The organism is Olivibacter domesticus, assembly GCF_900109575.1.
Taxonomy (GTDB): domain Bacteria; phylum Bacteroidota; class Bacteroidia; order Sphingobacteriales; family Sphingobacteriaceae; genus Olivibacter; species Olivibacter domesticus.
In genome coordinates, this window is the sequence record NZ_FOAF01000004.1 from 120,683 (window position 1) to 139,389 (window position 18,707).

An 18,707-nucleotide genomic window follows, 5' to 3' on the forward strand; every position below is an offset into this window, starting at 1 on the left:
TTTCGTGGTATTTACGCGTGAACTAAAAGTTTGTTAGCTAACTCCAGTTCTTCTTTCGAAATACTATGCGACTTATTTTTATATAACTGTAAAGTAATTTCTCCACCAAACGTTTTTAATACTTCGACCGTCTCCATTACACGGGAAACCGGCACATGCGGATCGGGGTCACTACTGGATATTAAAATTCGGCTACCCTGAAAATCGCCTCGATAACGATCGTTTATCAGCTGCTTTCCTATTAGTCCACCAGTAAAAGCAATAACGCCTCCATATTTCTTAGCATTGCGTGCGACATATTCTAATGTCAGACAGGCACCTTGTGAAAAGCCCAAAAAATAGATATCTTCTTCCTTGATGCCGTTCGCCTTGATCTCTTCAACCGCTTCGCCGATGGTCACGATAGCGGAGTCTAACGCAGGCTGATTATCCTGCTCAGAAGCCATAAAACTATAAGGATACCAACTGTTATTGGTAGCTTGTGGCGCATAGATAGCCATATCCTCAATGCTCAAGAAACGCTGAAGCGATATAATATCCTCAGCACTACCACCTCGGCCATGAATCATGACAATTGCTTTGTCCGTCTCTGTAAAGGGCTTCCCACCCTTTATAAATTGTTTACGATGTGTATACATATTTAGTTGTGAGTTGTGAGTTGCGAGTTATTGGTAGTTGTTAGTAGCAATGCGCAGAGCAAGACCTGCGCGACTGCTACTAACAACTTTTCCTAACCTGCTTCTATCTTGTACCTTAAACATATTGTCGGTTATTCATGCATCTTAAGCCTCACGTCCATTCCCACTTCTAAGACTTAATACACTTATAACATACAACTTAGAACTTAAAACTAGCTGTTGCTTATCCCAAGGAAGGAAGCACTTGTTCCAACCGTTCCCGGTAGGACTCATACTGTGCGGGTAGCTTCAAGCCACTCCCTAATTGCTCCACCGTTTCATCGGTGGCAAAACCAGGATTATCCGTTGCGATTTCAAAAAGTACGCCACCTGGCTCACGGAAATACAAGGAATAAAAATAATTCCTATCTATCTTTTCTGTTATCTGCAATCCGGCTTCCAGCACTTTCTGGCGATAGTACATAAGTATTTCTTCATTCTCTACTCTAAAGGCTACGTGATGTACAGAGCCTCCTGCCACATGCCCAGCACTTTCGCCGGGTGCTTCCACAAGATCAACCAAATTTGCCTGTTCGGCGTGATCGGTGATAAAACGAAAACGGTTGACGTGTTGTTCTGCTAAGCGATAACCTAAAATATCTGTCAATACTTTTGCCGTAGCCTCTGCCTTATTTGTAGTAATGGTAATATGATGGAATCCCCTTGTAGCCACTAATTCACTAACTTCCCCTGTGGTCCAAGGTTGACGCATATCCTCATTTTTAGGAACGGTTAACTCAAACTTTAATCCATCAGGGTCTAAAAAGGTTAGGTACTGCTCACCAAATTTCTCAGCTACCTTATTATAGGTTACATTATTTGCTTCAAAGCGTTTCATCCAAAAATCCAAACTGCCTTCGGGTACTGCATAACCGATTTCGGTTACCTGCCGTGTTCCACGCCTGCCCGCTGAAATTCCTCCCCAAGGGAAAAAAGTTAAAATGGCTCCCGGTGTACCCACTTTATCTCCATAATAAAAATGATAGGTTTCAGGATCGTCGAAATTAACTGTTTTCTTTACAAGGCGTAAGCCCAAAACACGTGTGTAGAAGTCATAATTTTTTTTCGCGTCACCAGCTATAGCCGTTATGTGATGGATTCCTTTTATCTTATTTTCCATGATTAGTCCTTTTTCTTTTTGTTTATGATACAAATGTCGGCATCCATTTGTTCCAAAAAATTAATCTAGGATAAGAAATAATTTATTCAATTTTTGCTTGATCAAAAGTTGAGCAAAACCGAAGAGCGGAGCGATGAGCTCATGAACGCCTTTGAAAATAAACAAAGTGAATAAATCAAGTCTGTGGATGCTACGCTGTATCTGATTGCAAAGCATAGATAGCGCGTATTGCAGCCGCTTCGCTTTCCCAATCCGCTTGGTTACTACAAAATGAACAATTCTGCTTATGCTTTACTGCTCGCTGCAACCGTATCCTCCAAGGCCGTTCTACTTAAAATTCGCCTTAGACAGTTGCTGCTTGAAGCAATACCGCTGTAGACAATCTTCTCTACTTAGGTTTTCGCCCTCTCATAAAGCACCTCACTGTCCTTCTCTTTTTCCGTACTTTCCAACACGATTACTTTCGGCTCCAAAGGTTTATCTTTTAAATGAATAAAGTACTCATTGCCCTCCGTTTTGCTTCGATGAATTTCCTCTGCATTGTATACCGTCTTCGGTTCAACTAAATCATAGAGCTTTTTGATACCCGAACCAGGAGACACTTTAATTCGTAGGTCACCAGACACAGGCAAATTGAAGACGATAAGATAGTATTTCCCTGTCTTCCTGCTTTTAGTGATATATCCCCAATCTTGTTTTTCCAGACCGGCATAACCGCAATCATAGATGGCTTCGTTATTCACTTTCATCCACTCACCAATTTCTTTGGCTATTTTTGTTTCTTCGGGACGAATATTCCCTTGTCCATCAGGACCAAAGTTAAGTACAAAATTTCCATCGAGGGCTACCGATTTGGCCATCATTTCAATGAGCTCCACGCTGGTTTTCACATGACCGCGCCATTCGGAATGGTAGCCCCATTGATTTTCAGGCACCGTCATCACACAATCCCAATCGTTACCATGTACATCTTCGATAGTGTTAGGTAATTTACGTTCCCAACCCTGTTCGTAGTCACCCATCAAATCACCGTTACTATCAAAATGCCTTCTGCCAAATTCATCAGCCCTGAAGCGGCTTCCAATAATCAAACCTGGTCGTATCGCTCGAAGTTCAGTTTCCAAACTATCAGCAAAGGCTGTCTGCTCTATCCAAGCTTTATCCCAAGTCCCATCAAACCATAATCCTTTCGCGCTAGGATAATTGACCAACAATTCCTTCAGTTGATTGGCGGTAAATTTCTTAAATTCCTCATATGACCGCTTCTCTTCAATCGTTTGCGGTGAGGCCGAACGATAGCCCTTATGATTCCAATCAATAATGGAAAAGTAAAGGTAAACATCAATACCCTCAGCATCATAAGCATCCACAATTTCTTTGAGAGCATCTTTTCTATAAGGCGAATTGGCAATTGTATAGCTGGTGTATTTGCTTGGCCATATACAAAAGCCATCATGATGTTTGGTTGTGATGATGACGTAACGCGCACCCATTTGTTTAGCTTGTGCAGCCCAGGCTTTAGCATCGAACTGTTTTGGATTAAATTCCTTATACAAGTTATCATAATCGCCTTTTGGCATGCCCTCCCACGAACGGATCCATTCGGCGGCACCCGCATAATATTTTCCATTCCAATGTCCTCCGGGAATAGCGTAAAGCCCCCAATGTATAAATTGACCCAGACCATAATTTCGCCAAGTCTCCATGGCTGCATCGGTTCGTTTACCTAAACGATGCGAACCATGTTTTAGCGTTATCGAGGATCTTTTTTCAACTGCACCCGGAAATTGCGCCATTAAAGGCTGATATATTTCTAGACAAAGGAATAATGTTAAATATGCTAGTTTTTTCATGTTTTCATTTTTTTCGCAGCAAGGTGGTCGCATGAGAACTTGCAATTAATTAGAGTATATAAGACTTCCACATTTAAGGAGAGTCTTGATACTTGTGTCTCTTATCTTGATACTAATTGTTAATTCTCCTCCGCATTTAAATCCTTCCGATCTTTCTTAAAATAAACCGGTTCCGGAATCTCGTTTGGTTGAAAAGGATTATAGAAATAGATGTTTTGCGTTCGATATAGCTGTAGATGTCCTTTTAAGCGTTCCTCAAAAGATGCATAGCTTTTTACTTTCTTATCGCTCCAAGCAGCTTCCGCTAAGCCTGCCAATCGAGGGAAAAGCAAATAATCAACTCGACTTAGATTGGTTACGGTTTCCGTCCAAAGATTCGCTTGCAAACCTAACACCAAATTCTTTTGATCCACATTTCCAAGGAGGCTGTCTACCGAAAAGCTATATACTTCCCGTAGGGGATTGTACCGCTTCCCCCATTTTCTTCCGGCACGATGGGTGCTATCCTGTACAAAATCGAAATAGTAGGGTAGTCGCGGACAAATAACGGTTTGATACCCCTTATCCAATGATTTTTGCAATTGCTCCGGCTTATCATGTCGCCACCAAAATATAATGGTGCTGTCCTTCGGCAAATTAATATCAGCCATCTCGTCCCATACCAGCAGTTTGGAGTTTAGCTGATATACAGAGTCAGCCATGCGTTCCATAAAATAACGCTCGATATCCTTTAGCCCCTTCAATTCATGCTTTTGCATGAGCTTTTTTATACCTTCATTTTGCATCCATTTATCCGAACCGAAGCTTACTTCATCGCCCCCCAAATGCATCATACCTCCCGGGAATAACGCATTTGCTTCACTTACTATATTTGACAGAAAAGTATAGGTCTCTTCTTTACCAGGATCAAATGTAAAGTCCGGATGCTGTTTACTTCCACCACCATTATATTGTGGATATGCCCTATTGGCAGCTGTAGCATGCCCGGGCATATCAATTTCCGGAATTACACTGATATTTCTTTTAGCGGCATAACTTACTATTTCTGCAATCTCCCGTTGTGTGTAGAAAGCAGCAGGTTTTGTAGGATTATTGTGATCGCCTACGCCACCGATTAATGCCAATTTAGGATACTTTTTGATTTCCAAACGCCAAGCAGGTTCGTCGGTCAAATGCCAATGCAACTTATTTAATTTGTAGAAGGCCATCCAATCGATTAAATCCATGACCTTCTCTTTTCCAATGAAAAAGCGCGATTCATCCAGCATCAATCCCCGCCAAGGGTAAGCAGGTTCATCCTCAATTTGCCAGGCAGGAATTAAAATTTTATCATTACTTGCATCAATACCACTAATCAGTTGAACCAAGCTAGAAGCCCCATTAAAAATACCCGCAGTCGAACCGGCCTCAATCACAATCTCCTGTTCTTTAATCATTAAATGATAGGCTTCGTTATCCATATTCTTTTTTCCTCCTAACCTTAAATGAATAGCAGAGGCAGTCGACCTCTTATTATTGCTTTGCGCCAGGGGTAAAGACTTCAAACGCAGCAATTCATATTGCAGGTACGAGGCTACATCTTGTAAGGCGGAATCCTCCGCCAGCAAAAACGTATGTTTATCCAAGATAAATACGCCATCGCCACGGCTCGCTTTCAATGGGGCCGGGATAATCGGGCAAAGCTGCTGGCCATAGCTAGGGACTGTCAGTACTACAAAGACAATCCAGATTAAAAATCGGTTTACCATATTCGTTTTTCGTTACTTGTTATTGGTTATTCGTTATTGGTTATTCGTTATTTGTCGAATAGTTGAGTTGTTGAATAGTTTGTTAGACTACTTAACTACTATCACTACTTAACTATTCACTCATCGCTCCTTCATGTTTAATTAGTTTTTCTTCCACGAAATAAGATGTTCTTTTAGATTTTTAATGTGATTCATTCGTCCTTCACAATATAAACAGGAATGTTTGCTTAAGCAACCCGCCCGCTTAATCAATCGGTTGCGCAGATTACGAAAACGATGTAAATTGATTTTTTTTAAATCCGTATGAATAGTCTTCTCCATCAAGTTTATAATTCATACGGATTCTCCAATAATGAGCTAGGAACAATTAATTGTAACCTGGATTCTGCGGAAATTCGGCCCCTGTATTGGCATCAATTACTTCCTGCGGTACCGGCCACAGCACATGATAGTCTTGTATAGCTGATTTTGATTGGTCGTTCAATGTACGCACTCTTCTTAGGAAAATTTCGCTACCGAATCGTTATAAAAAAATAAAATCACCGTCGAGCGTCATTCATATTATTTGATCTCCAGTCTAACCACCTGTATACTATTATCAAACTTTTGTCGCGCAGGGAGTACAAGCGCTACCCCCGTATCGGTTACATTTACGGCTATATCTTCATGCGTATCCAACAGCTGACAGGAGCCAATTTTTTGCTTGGATAGCGAAAGATTCAATCGATCGCGTTTCCCCTCATCCATCATGTGGATATATAGATAGCGCTTCCCTTTGATGTTCCGCTGCGTAAATACCACATTTTCCATAGGTGCAAGCTCCGTAAATGGTTGAGTAGCATATACCGCTTCACCATTGCTTAGCATCCAAGCGCCCATTTCACGCAAACGTCTGACGCCCGCTACAGGCATGGTCCCATCTCCTTTCGGACCGATATTGAGCAGGTAATTTCCACCTTTGCCTGCATTGCTTACCAGGTATCTTAACATCTGTCCGGACGACTTCCAATTAAAATCTTTGCTATGCCAAGCCCACGTATGGTTCATGGTTGCTGGTGTTTGCCACGGCTTTTGCTGCATCTCCTGAGGATATGCATTATCCATCATCTCCAAGAAATCGATATGATCACCAGGGTCGTGCATGGCTATGCGTCCATTGATGAGACACTTATCACTTAATTTACGAATCAACGTAATCAGCTCATCTCTTCTTCCAGGAGTTATGAGCTCTTTTGCTTCATCATCCCAAGTATCAAACCATAGTAGATCAGGATCATAGCGTTCTATCAATTCTTGTACTTGAGGCAAGCTTTTTTCTTTCCAATATTTTTCGAATTCACGATCAGGCCGAGGTGCTTTCCAATAAGGAACCGCTCCCTGAGGATGTTCCCAGTCTTGCCAATGCGAATAATAAAATCCGTACTTTAATCCATATTTTTTACAGGCATCCACTAATTCACCTAAAATATCCCTGTTCTTGAAAGGCGTAGCACCGATATCATAGTCAGATACTTTTGAGTCCCACAATGCAAAACCATCGTGATGCTTCGCCGTGATGACAAAGTATTTCATTCCAGCATTCTTGGCCTCTTTAATCCATTCGTCTGCATTAAAGTTCACCGGATTAAATTGCTTGACTAAGGACTGGTACTCATTGTTTGGAATCTCCAATCGCTGTTGAATCCATTCAGAGTACCAACTTTCACCATTAGGCAAGCTAGTATCAGGCAGCGTATGCTCTTTATAAGTGCCGCCAAGCAAGCTATATAGCCCCCAATGTACAAACATTCCAAACCGTGCTTCTTTAAACCATTCGATTTTATCAGATTTCACCGTGTGCAAATCTTGTCCATATCCATTAAAATGAGAGAGGACTATCGTCAACAATAAAAAATACCTCATGCTATAAGTCACTATTTATAGTTTTATACGTTGGCAAAACCCTCACGCCAAGTAAGGTCTTTACGCTTTACTTCATTAGTAAATATGTATGGATAATGTCTCCTAAGAATAATATAAATTGGCTAGAACAATTAGTTGTTTGCAGCAATGATAGGAAGAAGATATGGTTCGCGCAACAATAAAGTTACACGCAATCGATTGCCTATTTTACGAAATCGATGTAGTAGCCCTGACGTATACAATAACCTGTTTCCACTTTTGTAACGGTCGCATTTGATCAGGTCTTATACAGCAAGCACCACGCCATAAGACCGTGGTGCTGCTAAATAAGAATCATGTTTCTTAGTCTCTTAATACGGTCAGATCTTCATCGGGCGCAGGGAGGTTAAGATTCGCTATTTCAGAATAAACAGATTCATCGACTTTGAAGCCCCATTTTTGGAAGAAATCTGTCAGATCCTGTTGCGTTATGCGACATGTTTTTAGCATGAAGTAACGCATTTTTTCTGCTGTATTGCTTAAATTAGGTTTTTCTTCCCGGGTTTGTCGACTCAATTGGACATAGTAGCTGTCTCCGAATGCTAACCAGAGTTGATGAAACATAATGAGCTTAAGATCATTGTCACCGGCATTATAGTCTCGTTCTGCGATTGGCTTGGCTAGATAAGTATCCAGTTTAAGCCAGCTATTATTGGCTGTTATACGAGTTACCGGCAAGCCAAACAAACGTTCTGAGGCAAGGGAGTATACATTCACAGTTGTTTCAGTAAGACCATCCCAAGTCCATGCCGCCTGTTGGTAGGTATGCCCAATTTCATGCCGGATATCGAGCTTGATCGAAGGGGGATATGACTAACGCGTACGATGCATGCCGCGTCCGCCCCCGCCAAATTGTCGCAGATTATACGTAAAACTCAACAGAAAATACTGTCGCAAGATATTGGTTTGCGAGTCTTCAATATATCGTTCTGTAATGTCACGGCTAATCTGCGTATTACTGTTAAGTAAGTCAAATGCGGATAAGGAGATCTCCGCTTCTTCCTTTTTGAATAATTTCTTCCCTATGGAAGCGTTCCACAATAAGAAGCTTTGGTCAAAACCGTCTGCTACACCGGTATTGTAGCGATAATTTAAACTCGAAGCGACTCGAATACCTTTCCAAAAATTATAAGTAATCTCATTTCGAATGGTTTGGTTATAATAGTTATTACTTAAACTTTGATTATTACCATTTCTGATCATGCTGTAATTTCCAGAATAGGATAAATTGAAAATGATTTTGCGGCTGATATTGCTGTTAATGGCAATCCGCTGGTTGATTCCAAAAGTATTATTATGCGTGACCACATCATTCAATAAACCTACATCTCTACTATGATGTAGTGTAGTATTTGTATTTAAATTAATTTTTAAGGACTTGATAGGAATGCCAAAAGATGTATTTGCACGCATGCTGTAATATCCGTTCACATTTTCTGGTCGAACGAATTGCGCCCCTTTTCCTAGCAAGACATTGTCGACAATAAATGTATCAACTGATGCAACCAATGTCGAATTCACGATCCCATTGCTGATAAGATTCGCGTTTAAGCCAACCGAAAAGCTAGCCCCACTCTCTCTTTTTACACTGTTATAGTTCAGACTGAAGGCATGTTGGAACTCTTGTTTCAAGTTGGGGTTTCCACCTGTAATGTTTAAAGGATTTTGATTATTTATTACATCCTGTAACTGCAATACATTAGGTGCATTGGTGGAACTGTTGTAGTTGAATCGAAGACGTTGATCACGCGAAAAGCGATACATAATATTAGCATTTGGAAGATAATTCTTAAAATGATGGACTGTACGAACCTCTTCCGGAAAGAGTCTATCGTTATTCATTTTTGTCTGCTGATAATCTATTCCGACATCAAACAAAAAAAATTCTTCTGAGAATTGATAATTTAGGCCAGCACCGTAAAATTTATTGTCATTTCTAAACTCGTTTGATAACGATCGATTCAATTCTGAGTACTGACCTGTTTCAGCTAGAAAATCAAACATCTTCCTATCCGCGTAACTATTGTTATTACGGCTGTTTAAGTTAGCCATCACCCGGGAAGTTTTTCCCAACGGTTCTGTATAAGTAACTCGTCCCTCCCAGCTATTGCTATTTGAGAAGCTGGTGTTACGGTTATTTACAGTATCTGACCTGCTTAACTGTTCGTTGTCATAAAACAAATTATAAGACAACGCAAAAGCATCATTGTCATTCTTGTTGTAATTACTTTGCAAATGTGCTGTAATGGATCGCCCTTTTTCGTTCAACCGCAAACCATAATCCAAGCTTCCGCCTACTGTAAATGTATTGTTTTCCCCATTATTTTGGCGGCTAGAGGTATTGATAAGGTCCTGCATGGCACCGAGCGTCCGCGTATTGTTGCTATTGATAGTCTTACCGTTACTGAAGTTGATGCTCGGACTAAATGTTAAACGTTGCGTGGAATCCTGCTCATACTCCACGCGAAATCCAACAGTATGATTTTGATTATTTCTATTGGTTTGTTGTGATGATAGATTAAATTGATTAGCGTTTTCTCCTATAAGCGTTTCGCGGTTTGAACTTTCTATCAAATCCTTATTGGAAGTATTAAAGTTGTAATGGGCATTAAACTGTACATCCTTCCACCAGGTATTATTATAATTTACTGCTATCCGGTGATTAGGGCCAATTCCTCCTCCTTGACGTCCATTTCCTCCCCCACGTCCTCCAGCACCAACTAGTTCTGTGGAAGAAAAACTTCCTTGGTTAATATTGTTGGATACTATATTAGCGCTAATTCGTCTATCGCCACTAAACATATTTAGAAAACCACCCATATTGTAACGGTCCTCGTTTCCTGTCGCACCTGCCATGCGGCCAAAATAGCCATGCCGCTTTTCAGGCTTCGTGACGATATTGATTATTTTACGCCGTTTTCCATCATCAAAGCCGGTTAATTTTGACTGCTCACTCTTTTCGTCAATCAACTGAATCTTATCGATAACATCTGCTGGTAATGACTTTAACGCAACAGCTGGATCTGCACTAAAAAACTCTTTACCATCAACAATAATTCGCTGTACATCCTCACCTTGCGCCTTAATCTTACCATCTGCATCTATTTCAACACCCGGTATTTGAGTAACCAGTGCATCCGCGTCTGCATAAGCTTCAGTACTATATGCTGCTGCATTAAATTCAGTTGTATCTCCCTTAATAGCAACCTCTTGTGGTGTTACCGTAATATTCACGGCCTCAAGCATAGTGAAATCCAGATTCAATGGAATGTCAACGCGTAGGTCGGCCCCCTTAACACGAAGCCTTCTTTGCACCGGTTTATACCCTACGTAGCTAACCATTAACGTATACTCGCTAGCAGGTATACCTGCTAGCGAGTATACACCGTCGTCCTGCGCAGCTGTTTGCCTCACGATAGAATCAGCCAATGTCTTTAAACTAATACGCGCTCCCTTGAGGCCCACTCCATCGGCACTATCTAAGACATTTCCGGAAATTTTGTGCTGCGCTGACGCAACTGTAAATAGAAGACAAAAAAAAGAACAAAAAATAATCAATAAATGTATCTGACGCATTTATAATAATTAGGTATGGACAAAAAACTAGCCCGACAAGTCGGGCTAGTATCATTACCTTTTTAAGGGTAATTATCCTGATATATAAAATATACTGTTTGTTTAGTGTAAAGTAAGACAGAAAGTTGAATAAATGGTTTAATTACAACGTATTTGTTACAATAAACACAAGCTTTCCTAGGTCCTTACAGATCTAAAAATATTATAGACCCTATTCAAAAAAGGCATTTAATTGCTAATTTAGCCTTTCGGTCAAGCAGTTTAACAGCAATACCGATATTAAAATATATTACACATGAAACCACTCCTGCTACTAAATTTATTTTTATGCTATTCTCTCTGGGTAAAGGCACAAGAAGCTACTCTAAAAATTATAAAAGAGAATCAAGCTACCTCTATTAAGAACCAGGGACAAACAGGGACCTGTTGGAATTATTCTACCACTTCATTGGTGGAATCAGAATCAATACGAAAAGGATTACTAAATAATCCCGATCTATCTGAAATGTTTACGGTAAGAAATGTATACATTGAAAAAGCCAAGAATTACATTTTACGGCAGGGGAAAGCCCAGTTTAGTGAAGGGGGCTTAGGGCATGATCTCATACAAGCAATTGCTGTTTATGGAGCTGTTCCCCAAGATGTTTTTCGCAATGTATCGGGTGAAATACCCAATCACGAAGGACTTGATAGGATACTTAAAAACTATTTAGATAAAATATTGGAGACCCGGCCTGTACCTGCCAACTGGCTCGTTGGTTATGAAGAGATACTAACTAAAAAAATAGGCGCAGCACCTGATAACTTTGACTATGAAGGAAAAAATTATACCCCACTCACTTTTGCTAAAGAGGTGCTGAAATTTGATCCAAATGATTATGTGAACATTACTTCTTTTACCCACCATCCTTTTTATACATCTTTTGTGTTAGAGACACCCGATAATTTTGCAAATGGGTCATTCTATAACCTGCCATTGAATGAAATGATTACGCTTACCGAGGAGGCTTTAAAAAATGGCTATACAATTATGTGGGACGCAGATGTAAGTAACAAAAATTTCCAGCAAAAAAAGGGATTTGCCATGCTCTTTGCAGACAGCACGGATGCTAAACAAATCTCCATTAATCCAGAAGCTCGCGAAACTCCCTTTTCAGAAAAGGTCCGACAACAATTGTATGAAAATCTCACCACCCAAGATGACCACCTTATGCATCTAGTTGGCATAGAACAATCCAAAGGGGGGAAATCCTTCTTTAAAGTGAAAAACTCGTGGGGAGAAGTAGGACTGTTTAAAGGATATATTGCAGTCTCGCCTGCTTATTTCGCCATTAATACAGTAAGCTTGGTTGTGCCAAAGGCTGCGTTATCAAAAGAATTGAAGGAAAAATTGCATTTAGAATAAATACCTATTTACATATGATCGTTTTGTTAGTGGATAGGATTCTCCAAAACCACTGAAAACCGTGATTTTTAAGCAGGAACAGCAATTAAAGGGGTAGAATTGGCTTAAAATTATGTTAAAATGCTTAGCTTCACCTTATCTATGAAGAAATATACAAGCTTAGTAATTTTCATTTGTGTGGCGCTGTGTTGTTATAGCTTAAAGGGAGCTAGTCAGGAGCATAAGAAATTATTTTATTTTCTCTCTCCCGACAGTTTATTGGGTGTTAAAGATGAAAAAGGTACAATTGTTATCCCAGCCACACATTACTTCCTTCCCATTGCATATGACGACTTTCGTTTGCCTATTAATGATAGCATCCTTATCCTCGTTCCGAAACGTACTTTTAACTTAAAGGACCCGAAGCCTTATGGATTGGCATATAATCGAAATGGGAAGGTATTATACGCACCTTATTTATTTGACAACGGTCCTGATTTTCTAGAGGAGGGATTATCCCGTTACGTCGAAAATGACAAAATCGGCTTCGTTAACCGCTATGGAGAAAAGGTTATCAAGGCACAATGGGATTGGGTAAGCCCTTTTGAATATGGGATCGCACGAGCTTGCAATGGCTGTTTTATTGATTATAGCAAAGACGCCGAACATCCCAGCTTAGACCTGTCAAAAGCAAACACCTATTATATTGATAAAAACGGTCGCGTCATACAAGCACTTCAAAAAAAGCAATCTAAGCACGATCAAACAATCGACAGTATTTTTCTTCCTTACCAATTTAGCTACAGTCCGTTCGAATCTAACTTGCTAAAGAAATTAAACGATCTAGATCTAATAAGCAAAGCCCATTTTGCCAATTACTATAATCGACTAACGGAGGAAGAAAAACAGCTCCATTTTGAGATCGTCGAAAAGCCAAGTAACGATTTCCCCTATTATATCATCAATGCATTTCGCTATGATGCAGATGGCGCCTATCGCAAAGCAGATAATCCAGATTTATTGTTTTATGCTACGGAAATAGGCGATATCTATCAGATTCCTTATGGCAATTTAGAAGAGAAGGTGCCCTTAAAGGAATGGCTATCGAATTATGATGCCGAGGCTCGCCGTTATCTAAAAGAGCATCCAGATGCCCCTAATAGATATAAATAAAAAGGCCGCCTAAAAATTTTAGACGACCTTACCAAACACATGTTCTTTAAAGATTAGCCGCTTTGACCAACGACTGCGTCCGACGATCTTCATTTAATTCTCTATTCAGTTCTTCAATGAACTGATCTATTTGATCTTTTTCAACTCCCGGCATACACACGATATGGCTAAATCCATTTTCAGTAGCCAGTTGTCATTTTTGCCGTAAAAATAAAGATGGCTCAGGGAAAATCACCGTAAGTGCCGACGGATTTCTCCAGGCCTTTATTCCGATAAAATTTAATCTCTCCTCAGTGTACCTCGCTAAAGCTAAACTGTCTTCCGCTCTCTTTTTTAGCCCGCCTATTCCTAATTTTTTAATAGCGTACCACATGAAAACTGGACTATGCCCATTTCTACTACCCGTAATAGTCGTATCTACTGTTCCAATGTAAGGGATCACCTTACCTATTCGCTCTTTGTAATTTTTCTTTACCATGACCATTCCACATGGAATGGGCGAACCTATGAATTTGTGACCACTGATGGCGATGCTGTCAGCCCCATAAGTAAAATCAAAACCAGGTTTTAAGTCTAAAAGGGCACTGTAGACACCGGCCAAAGCAGCATCACAATGAATATAATGGCTCTTAATTGCAGCCTTCTTAAGCGCTGTTGTTATCTGTGCTAAATCATCTTTTGCTTCCATCATGGTCGTTCCGATATTAGCAAAAATGATGGCCGGCTGGTCACGATGTGTTTGTAACATCTGTGAAAGGTCTGCATAGTCCATTTCTCCCTGCTCATCCGTACGAATAACAATACTTCTTATATTTAGTAATTGAATATTCTTTTGTACGCTATAGTGTGTAGCTTCCGAATAATAGACGATCCCATTGGGGTAAAGTTCGCGCGCAACATATAAACCATATAGATTGCCTTCAGAGCCACCGCTGGTGATATATCCCCACCAATTTTTTTCTGGTGCACGAAATAAGTCAGCAAAAAAAACCAGCACCTCTTGTTCCAATGACCGAGAATTCAAATCATAAGTAGACTCCACCATAGGATCCCCTATATTATTCAGGGGCAGCGCCAATAAAGGGTATAGCGCAGAATAGTCAAAATCACGTGCAATTGGATAACCCAAGAAGTTATTAGCCCGCTCTTCAGCCTTGACCATATAAGTCTTTAATCTTTGCTCGTCAAGAGGGTTCAACAAATCCATATATATTAATAATATTCTGCAAAATTAACTATAAATAAAATATAAGTTCAACAATATTTATATATCAGAAAATAAAACCAAAATATACACATATAGCAGAATTTTATACTATTTAACTATCTTTGCAAGCATAATTCAGGATTTTTTTATGTCTGATAAATTAGATAAAATGGATGCACGCATCCTTAATCTTTTACAACGTGATGCTTCTTTAGGCGTTAAAGAAATAGCAGCCGAAATAGGGCTTAGTGTTTCACCTACTTTTGAACGCATTAAACGTCTTCGAAAGGAAGGTTATATAGAACGCTATGTAGTATTAGTAAATCGAGAAAAATTAGGCAAGCATTTATTGGTAATCTGTACGGTAACTTTGAAACAACAATCCTTAGAAACACTTAAAAGTTTTGAAGAAGCGGTTTCGAAATTTAGTGAAGTATTAGAAATCATGTGCATTGCTGGCAATCACGACTATCTTTTAAAAATTGCTGTTAAGGATGTGGAAGACTATCATATTTTTGTTATGAAAAATTTATCTGCAATCCCGAATGTTTCGAATGTCAGCAGCAACTTCGTACTTAAAGAAATAAAAAAAGAAACTGCCCTCGAAGTGCAGATATGATTTATTAATTTTTACAATAAGTGCTCACACTTATCTTCTTTTTAATATAAAAACATACTAAACTTTTAAAATAAATCGTTAAATATACAATTGTTATCAAAAATAATCGTTTAATTTGGCGCTACTAAAACATTTTCTCTCTCTCATGCCGTATTAAACTCTATAATAAGGGCCTTTTCCTGAAACCAGACAAACCATTATGATAGCAGATACTAGGACATACTGAACAGAAAGGATTTTCCGTAAAATTTAGATTTAAGTATGGACAAAAAACTAACTATCAAGGCAGTAACTAGTTTATTGCTTTATTCGTCAACCTTTTTTATGCCTCATCAATTGATGGCTGAAAGTGGTAAAAGAATGCCTAATGGCATAATGCCGATAGCTAATAAACAACCTGGAAGTATAACCGGGACTGTTAAAGATGCTAAAGGAGAAACTATCCCAGGCGTTACCGTAAGTATTAAAGGGAAATCTGGTGGCACGCAAACAGATGGGAATGGTAAATTCAGTATCAATGCCACCCCTAATGATGTACTCGTATTTTCTTCTGTAGCTTATGAAGCGAAAGAGATTACCGTTGGTGATCAAACGACGCTCACGATTACTTTGGGAGAAACAGCGCAAGAGCTAAGCCAGGTGGTTGTTACTGCTTTAGGCATTAGAAAAGACGAGCGCAAAGTAGGTTATGCCGTTACAAAGGTGGGCGGCGAGGTTTTAAATAAAGCACGTGAAACAAATGTAGCCAATTCCTTAGGCGGTCGGGTAGCAGGATTAAGCGTCGGCGGAACCAGCGGTGGCCCAGGCTCGTCGGCTAGATTAAATATACGGGGAGCTACCTCTTTCAGCGGTAGTACGACCCCACTCATCGTAATAAACGGAGTCCCAATGAACAATGCTACCAGAGGTACAGCAGGTGAATATGGGGGAGCCGACCAAGGGGATGGCTTCAGTAATATCAATCCGGACGACATAGAAACGATGACCGTCTTAAAAGGTTCTACTGCTTCTGCACTTTATGGTGCACGTGCCGCAAACGGTGTGATACAGATCACCACCAAGAGCGGAGTGAAAGACCGGATATCGATTGAATATAATACCAACTTACAGTTCGACAAGGCAGTCGATAATACCGACTGGCAATACGAATATGGTCAGGGTAGAAATGGAATCCGCCCGAGCGATGTATCGTCTGCAGTACAATCAGGCTTATACAGCTGGGGCGAACGGCTCGACGGCGCACCAACAATCGCTTATGATGGAAATGAGTATGCATACAGTCCCGTTACAGATAATCCAAGTCGCTTTTATCGCACCGCACCAACATGGACAAACACAGTAGCGGTTTCCGGTGGTGGTGAGAAAGGAACATACCGCTTGTCCTTGTCGAATCTGGATAGTAAATCCATTTTACGCAATAGCGGTATGGATCGTAAAACGATAAACTTCAGTACACAGCAGCAGCTTACCGACAAGTTGAGCTTCAACTTGATGGCTAATTACATCGATCAGCAAGACCAGAATAAGCCCTATTTAAGTGATTCTCCACTAAATGCAAACTACGGTTTAGCATTTTTACCCACGAATACAGACCAGGCAATACTTGCTCCGGGATATAATGAAGCCACCGGTGCAGAAAGCGTATGGAACGACAATGCTTTTGTAACCAACCCCTGGTTCGTGGTCAATCAATTCAAAAACGATTTATCTCGAAAACGCTTAATTAGTGCTATCTCGGCTAAATACGAGTTTACCGACTACCTGTCTTTAATGGGGCGTGTAGGATATGATTTATCGAGCGATCGCATCTTCTCTGTAACGCCTACCGGTACAGCTTATAGTAATAACGGACAGGGCCAATTAAACTCATTAGCACTGGCACGTCGCTCTGAATTGAATACGGACGCCTTGCTATCCTTTTCCAAAGCGGTAACAGATGATATCAGCATCGATGCAAGCGTAGGTGCTAACTATCGGAGAGCAACTTTTGAGAATTCAGGCACTTCCGGAAGTAGGTTTATCGTACCCTACCTGTATACGCCAACAAACCTATTTACAAGAACACCTGTATACGAATATACAGATCTAGAAACCCCCTCGTACTACTACACGGCAGACTTTAGCTATAAAAATTTCCTGACGCTGAGTACAACAGGCCGATACGATACCTTTTCTACTTTACCGAGGAACGACAGAAGTATCTTTACCCCTTCTGTTTCAGGAAGTTTCATCTTCTCCGAACTATTAGATGCTCCGAAACTAACTTATGGGAAATTGCGCGTTTCTTATGCGCAAACCAGCGGCGAACCAGTAGATGCCTATTTAACCCAACAGTATTTCAATATAGGAAATGCAATCAACGGCTATGCGCGCGGAACTTTTAGCAATATTTTACCAAATTCCAATCTTAGACCCTATAGTTTAGAAGAATTTGAAGTTGGTACGGAGTTGAAATTCTTTGACAATCGTTTTGGCATTGATGCCACCTACTTCCAACGGAAAACAGATGGAGAGATCGTGAAAGCGCAAACTTCTGTTGCTTCAGGGTATGAGTATCGCTATGTAAACCTTGGATCTACGCAAAATAAGGGTATAGAAGTAATGCTTTCAGGCACCCCTATTAAAAAAGACAATTTCTCCTGGAACGCCTCTTTCAACTTCACTTACATCCAAAATAAGGTATTGAGTATCGATGGAGAAGCCAACAACCCATTGACAACAGGAAACTACCGTCCGCTAAATGCATTTGTATCTGTCGTGCAGGATTATTCGGTAGCGCAGATCATGGCCTACGATTATAAATACGATACGAATGGAAATGTTGTGATCGGATCAGACGGCGTACCTATGCGCGGTAATTTGACACCGATGGGATCGGGCTTACCTAAATTCTATGGTGGCTTAAGCAACGATTTTTCTTATAAGAACTTCAATTTATCCTTCCTGATTGATTACAAGTTCGGAAACAAAATATTGAGTGCTACGGAGTATTATTCTTATCAGTATGGCTTAAACAAGGCCACCCTTCCGGGCCGCGAAACGGGAATTGTAGCAGAAGGCGTGTTGGAAGATGGATCAGCAAACACGCAAAATATAAGCGCGGAAGCATATTATCAGGGATTAGCACAAAACGTGTCTAAGACGTCTGTATTAGACGGAAGCTTCATCAAGTTCAGACAATTGACCTTCGGCTATAGCTTTACACCGAAAATATTAGGCGATAAATTATTTAGTGCCATCAATGTTTCAGTGGTTGGCCGCAATTTGTTCACCATCATGAAACATACCGACAACATAGATCCGGAAAATACCTTCTCTTCACTTGTTGGCTCAGCAGGCGTTGAAGGTGGCTCATTACCTTTCGCAAGAACCTATGGAGTAAATGTTAACTTCAAATTTAAATAACACC

The 18,707-nt window shown here is 40.3% G+C and carries 13 protein-coding genes; 4 read left to right on the forward strand and 9 right to left on the reverse strand.

Annotated features, from left to right (window positions below):
- Positions 1 to 11 precede the first annotated feature (11 nt).
- From BMY50_RS16890 to BMY50_RS16920, 8 genes are all read right to left on the reverse strand, one after another.
- On the reverse strand, positions 12 to 638 hold the full coding sequence (locus BMY50_RS16890; RefSeq protein ID WP_093326587.1) for an alpha/beta hydrolase: 627 nt from the start codon (positions 636 to 638) through the stop codon (positions 12 to 14).
- A 223-nt stretch (positions 639 to 861) separates the two neighbouring features.
- Entirely contained in the window at positions 862 to 1,797 is a 936-nt protein-coding gene (locus BMY50_RS16895) for a ring-cleaving dioxygenase (protein ID WP_093326588.1), read from the reverse strand.
- 392 nt (positions 1,798 to 2,189) lie between these two features.
- Positions 2,190 to 3,650, reverse strand: a complete 1,461-nt coding sequence (locus BMY50_RS16900; protein WP_093326589.1) for an alpha-L-fucosidase — start codon at positions 3,648 to 3,650, stop codon at positions 2,190 to 2,192.
- 119 nt (positions 3,651 to 3,769) lie between these two features.
- On the reverse strand, positions 3,770 to 5,398 hold the full coding sequence (locus tag BMY50_RS16905; protein WP_093326590.1) for a beta-N-acetylhexosaminidase: 1,629 nt from the start codon (positions 5,396 to 5,398) through the stop codon (positions 3,770 to 3,772).
- A 367-nt stretch (positions 5,399 to 5,765) separates the two neighbouring features.
- Entirely contained in the window at positions 5,766 to 5,891 is a 126-nt protein-coding gene (locus tag BMY50_RS28485; protein ID WP_238383800.1) for a RagB/SusD family nutrient uptake outer membrane protein, read from the reverse strand.
- 68 nt (positions 5,892 to 5,959) lie between these two features.
- Positions 5,960 to 7,300 (reverse strand): alpha-L-fucosidase, encoded by a 1,341-nt coding sequence (locus BMY50_RS16910; protein ID WP_093326591.1) that lies wholly within the window; start codon positions 7,298 to 7,300, stop codon positions 5,960 to 5,962.
- Between the two features lie 342 nt (positions 7,301 to 7,642).
- Positions 7,643 to 8,137 carry a M60 family metallopeptidase gene (locus tag BMY50_RS16915; RefSeq protein WP_093326592.1) on the reverse strand — a complete coding sequence of 165 codons (495 nt, stop codon included), beginning with the start codon at positions 8,135 to 8,137 and terminating at the stop codon, positions 7,643 to 7,645.
- A 15-nt stretch (positions 8,138 to 8,152) separates the two neighbouring features.
- The gene (locus tag BMY50_RS16920; RefSeq protein ID WP_093326593.1) at positions 8,153 to 10,915 is read right to left on the reverse strand and encodes a TonB-dependent receptor; all 2,763 of its coding nucleotides are present in this window, start codon (positions 10,913 to 10,915) and stop codon (positions 8,153 to 8,155) included.
- Between the two features lie 295 nt (positions 10,916 to 11,210).
- Here BMY50_RS16920 and BMY50_RS16925 point away from each other — a divergent pair, with 295 nt between their 5' ends.
- Both BMY50_RS16925 and BMY50_RS16930 read left to right on the forward strand, forming a co-directional pair.
- On the forward strand, positions 11,211 to 12,320 hold the full coding sequence (locus BMY50_RS16925) for a C1 family peptidase (protein WP_093326594.1): 1,110 nt from the start codon (positions 11,211 to 11,213) through the stop codon (positions 12,318 to 12,320).
- A gap of 141 nt (positions 12,321 to 12,461) precedes the next feature.
- Complete coding sequence (locus BMY50_RS16930) at positions 12,462 to 13,472, forward strand: WG repeat-containing protein (protein ID WP_162276615.1); 1,011 nt, start codon at positions 12,462 to 12,464, stop codon at positions 13,470 to 13,472.
- 193 nt (positions 13,473 to 13,665) lie between these two features.
- On the opposite strand, the gene BMY50_RS16935 is transcribed toward BMY50_RS16930, so the two are convergent.
- Positions 13,666 to 14,679, reverse strand: coding sequence for a histidine decarboxylase (locus BMY50_RS16935; RefSeq protein ID WP_238383801.1), 1,014 nt, complete (start codon positions 14,677 to 14,679; stop codon positions 13,666 to 13,668).
- Positions 14,680 to 14,827: 148 nt separating this feature from the next.
- Here BMY50_RS16935 and BMY50_RS16940 point away from each other — a divergent pair, with 148 nt between their 5' ends.
- Together BMY50_RS16940 and BMY50_RS16945 are read left to right on the forward strand one after the other, a co-directional pair.
- A complete protein-coding gene (locus BMY50_RS16940) occupies positions 14,828 to 15,298 on the forward strand; it encodes an Lrp/AsnC family transcriptional regulator (RefSeq protein WP_093326596.1) in 471 nt (156 codons plus the stop codon).
- Positions 15,299 to 15,559: 261 nt separating this feature from the next.
- Positions 15,560 to 18,703: a SusC/RagA family TonB-linked outer membrane protein gene (locus BMY50_RS16945; protein WP_202907873.1), complete on the forward strand. Its 3,144-nt coding sequence runs from the start codon at positions 15,560 to 15,562 to the stop codon at positions 18,701 to 18,703.
- Positions 18,704 to 18,707 lie beyond the last annotated feature (4 nt).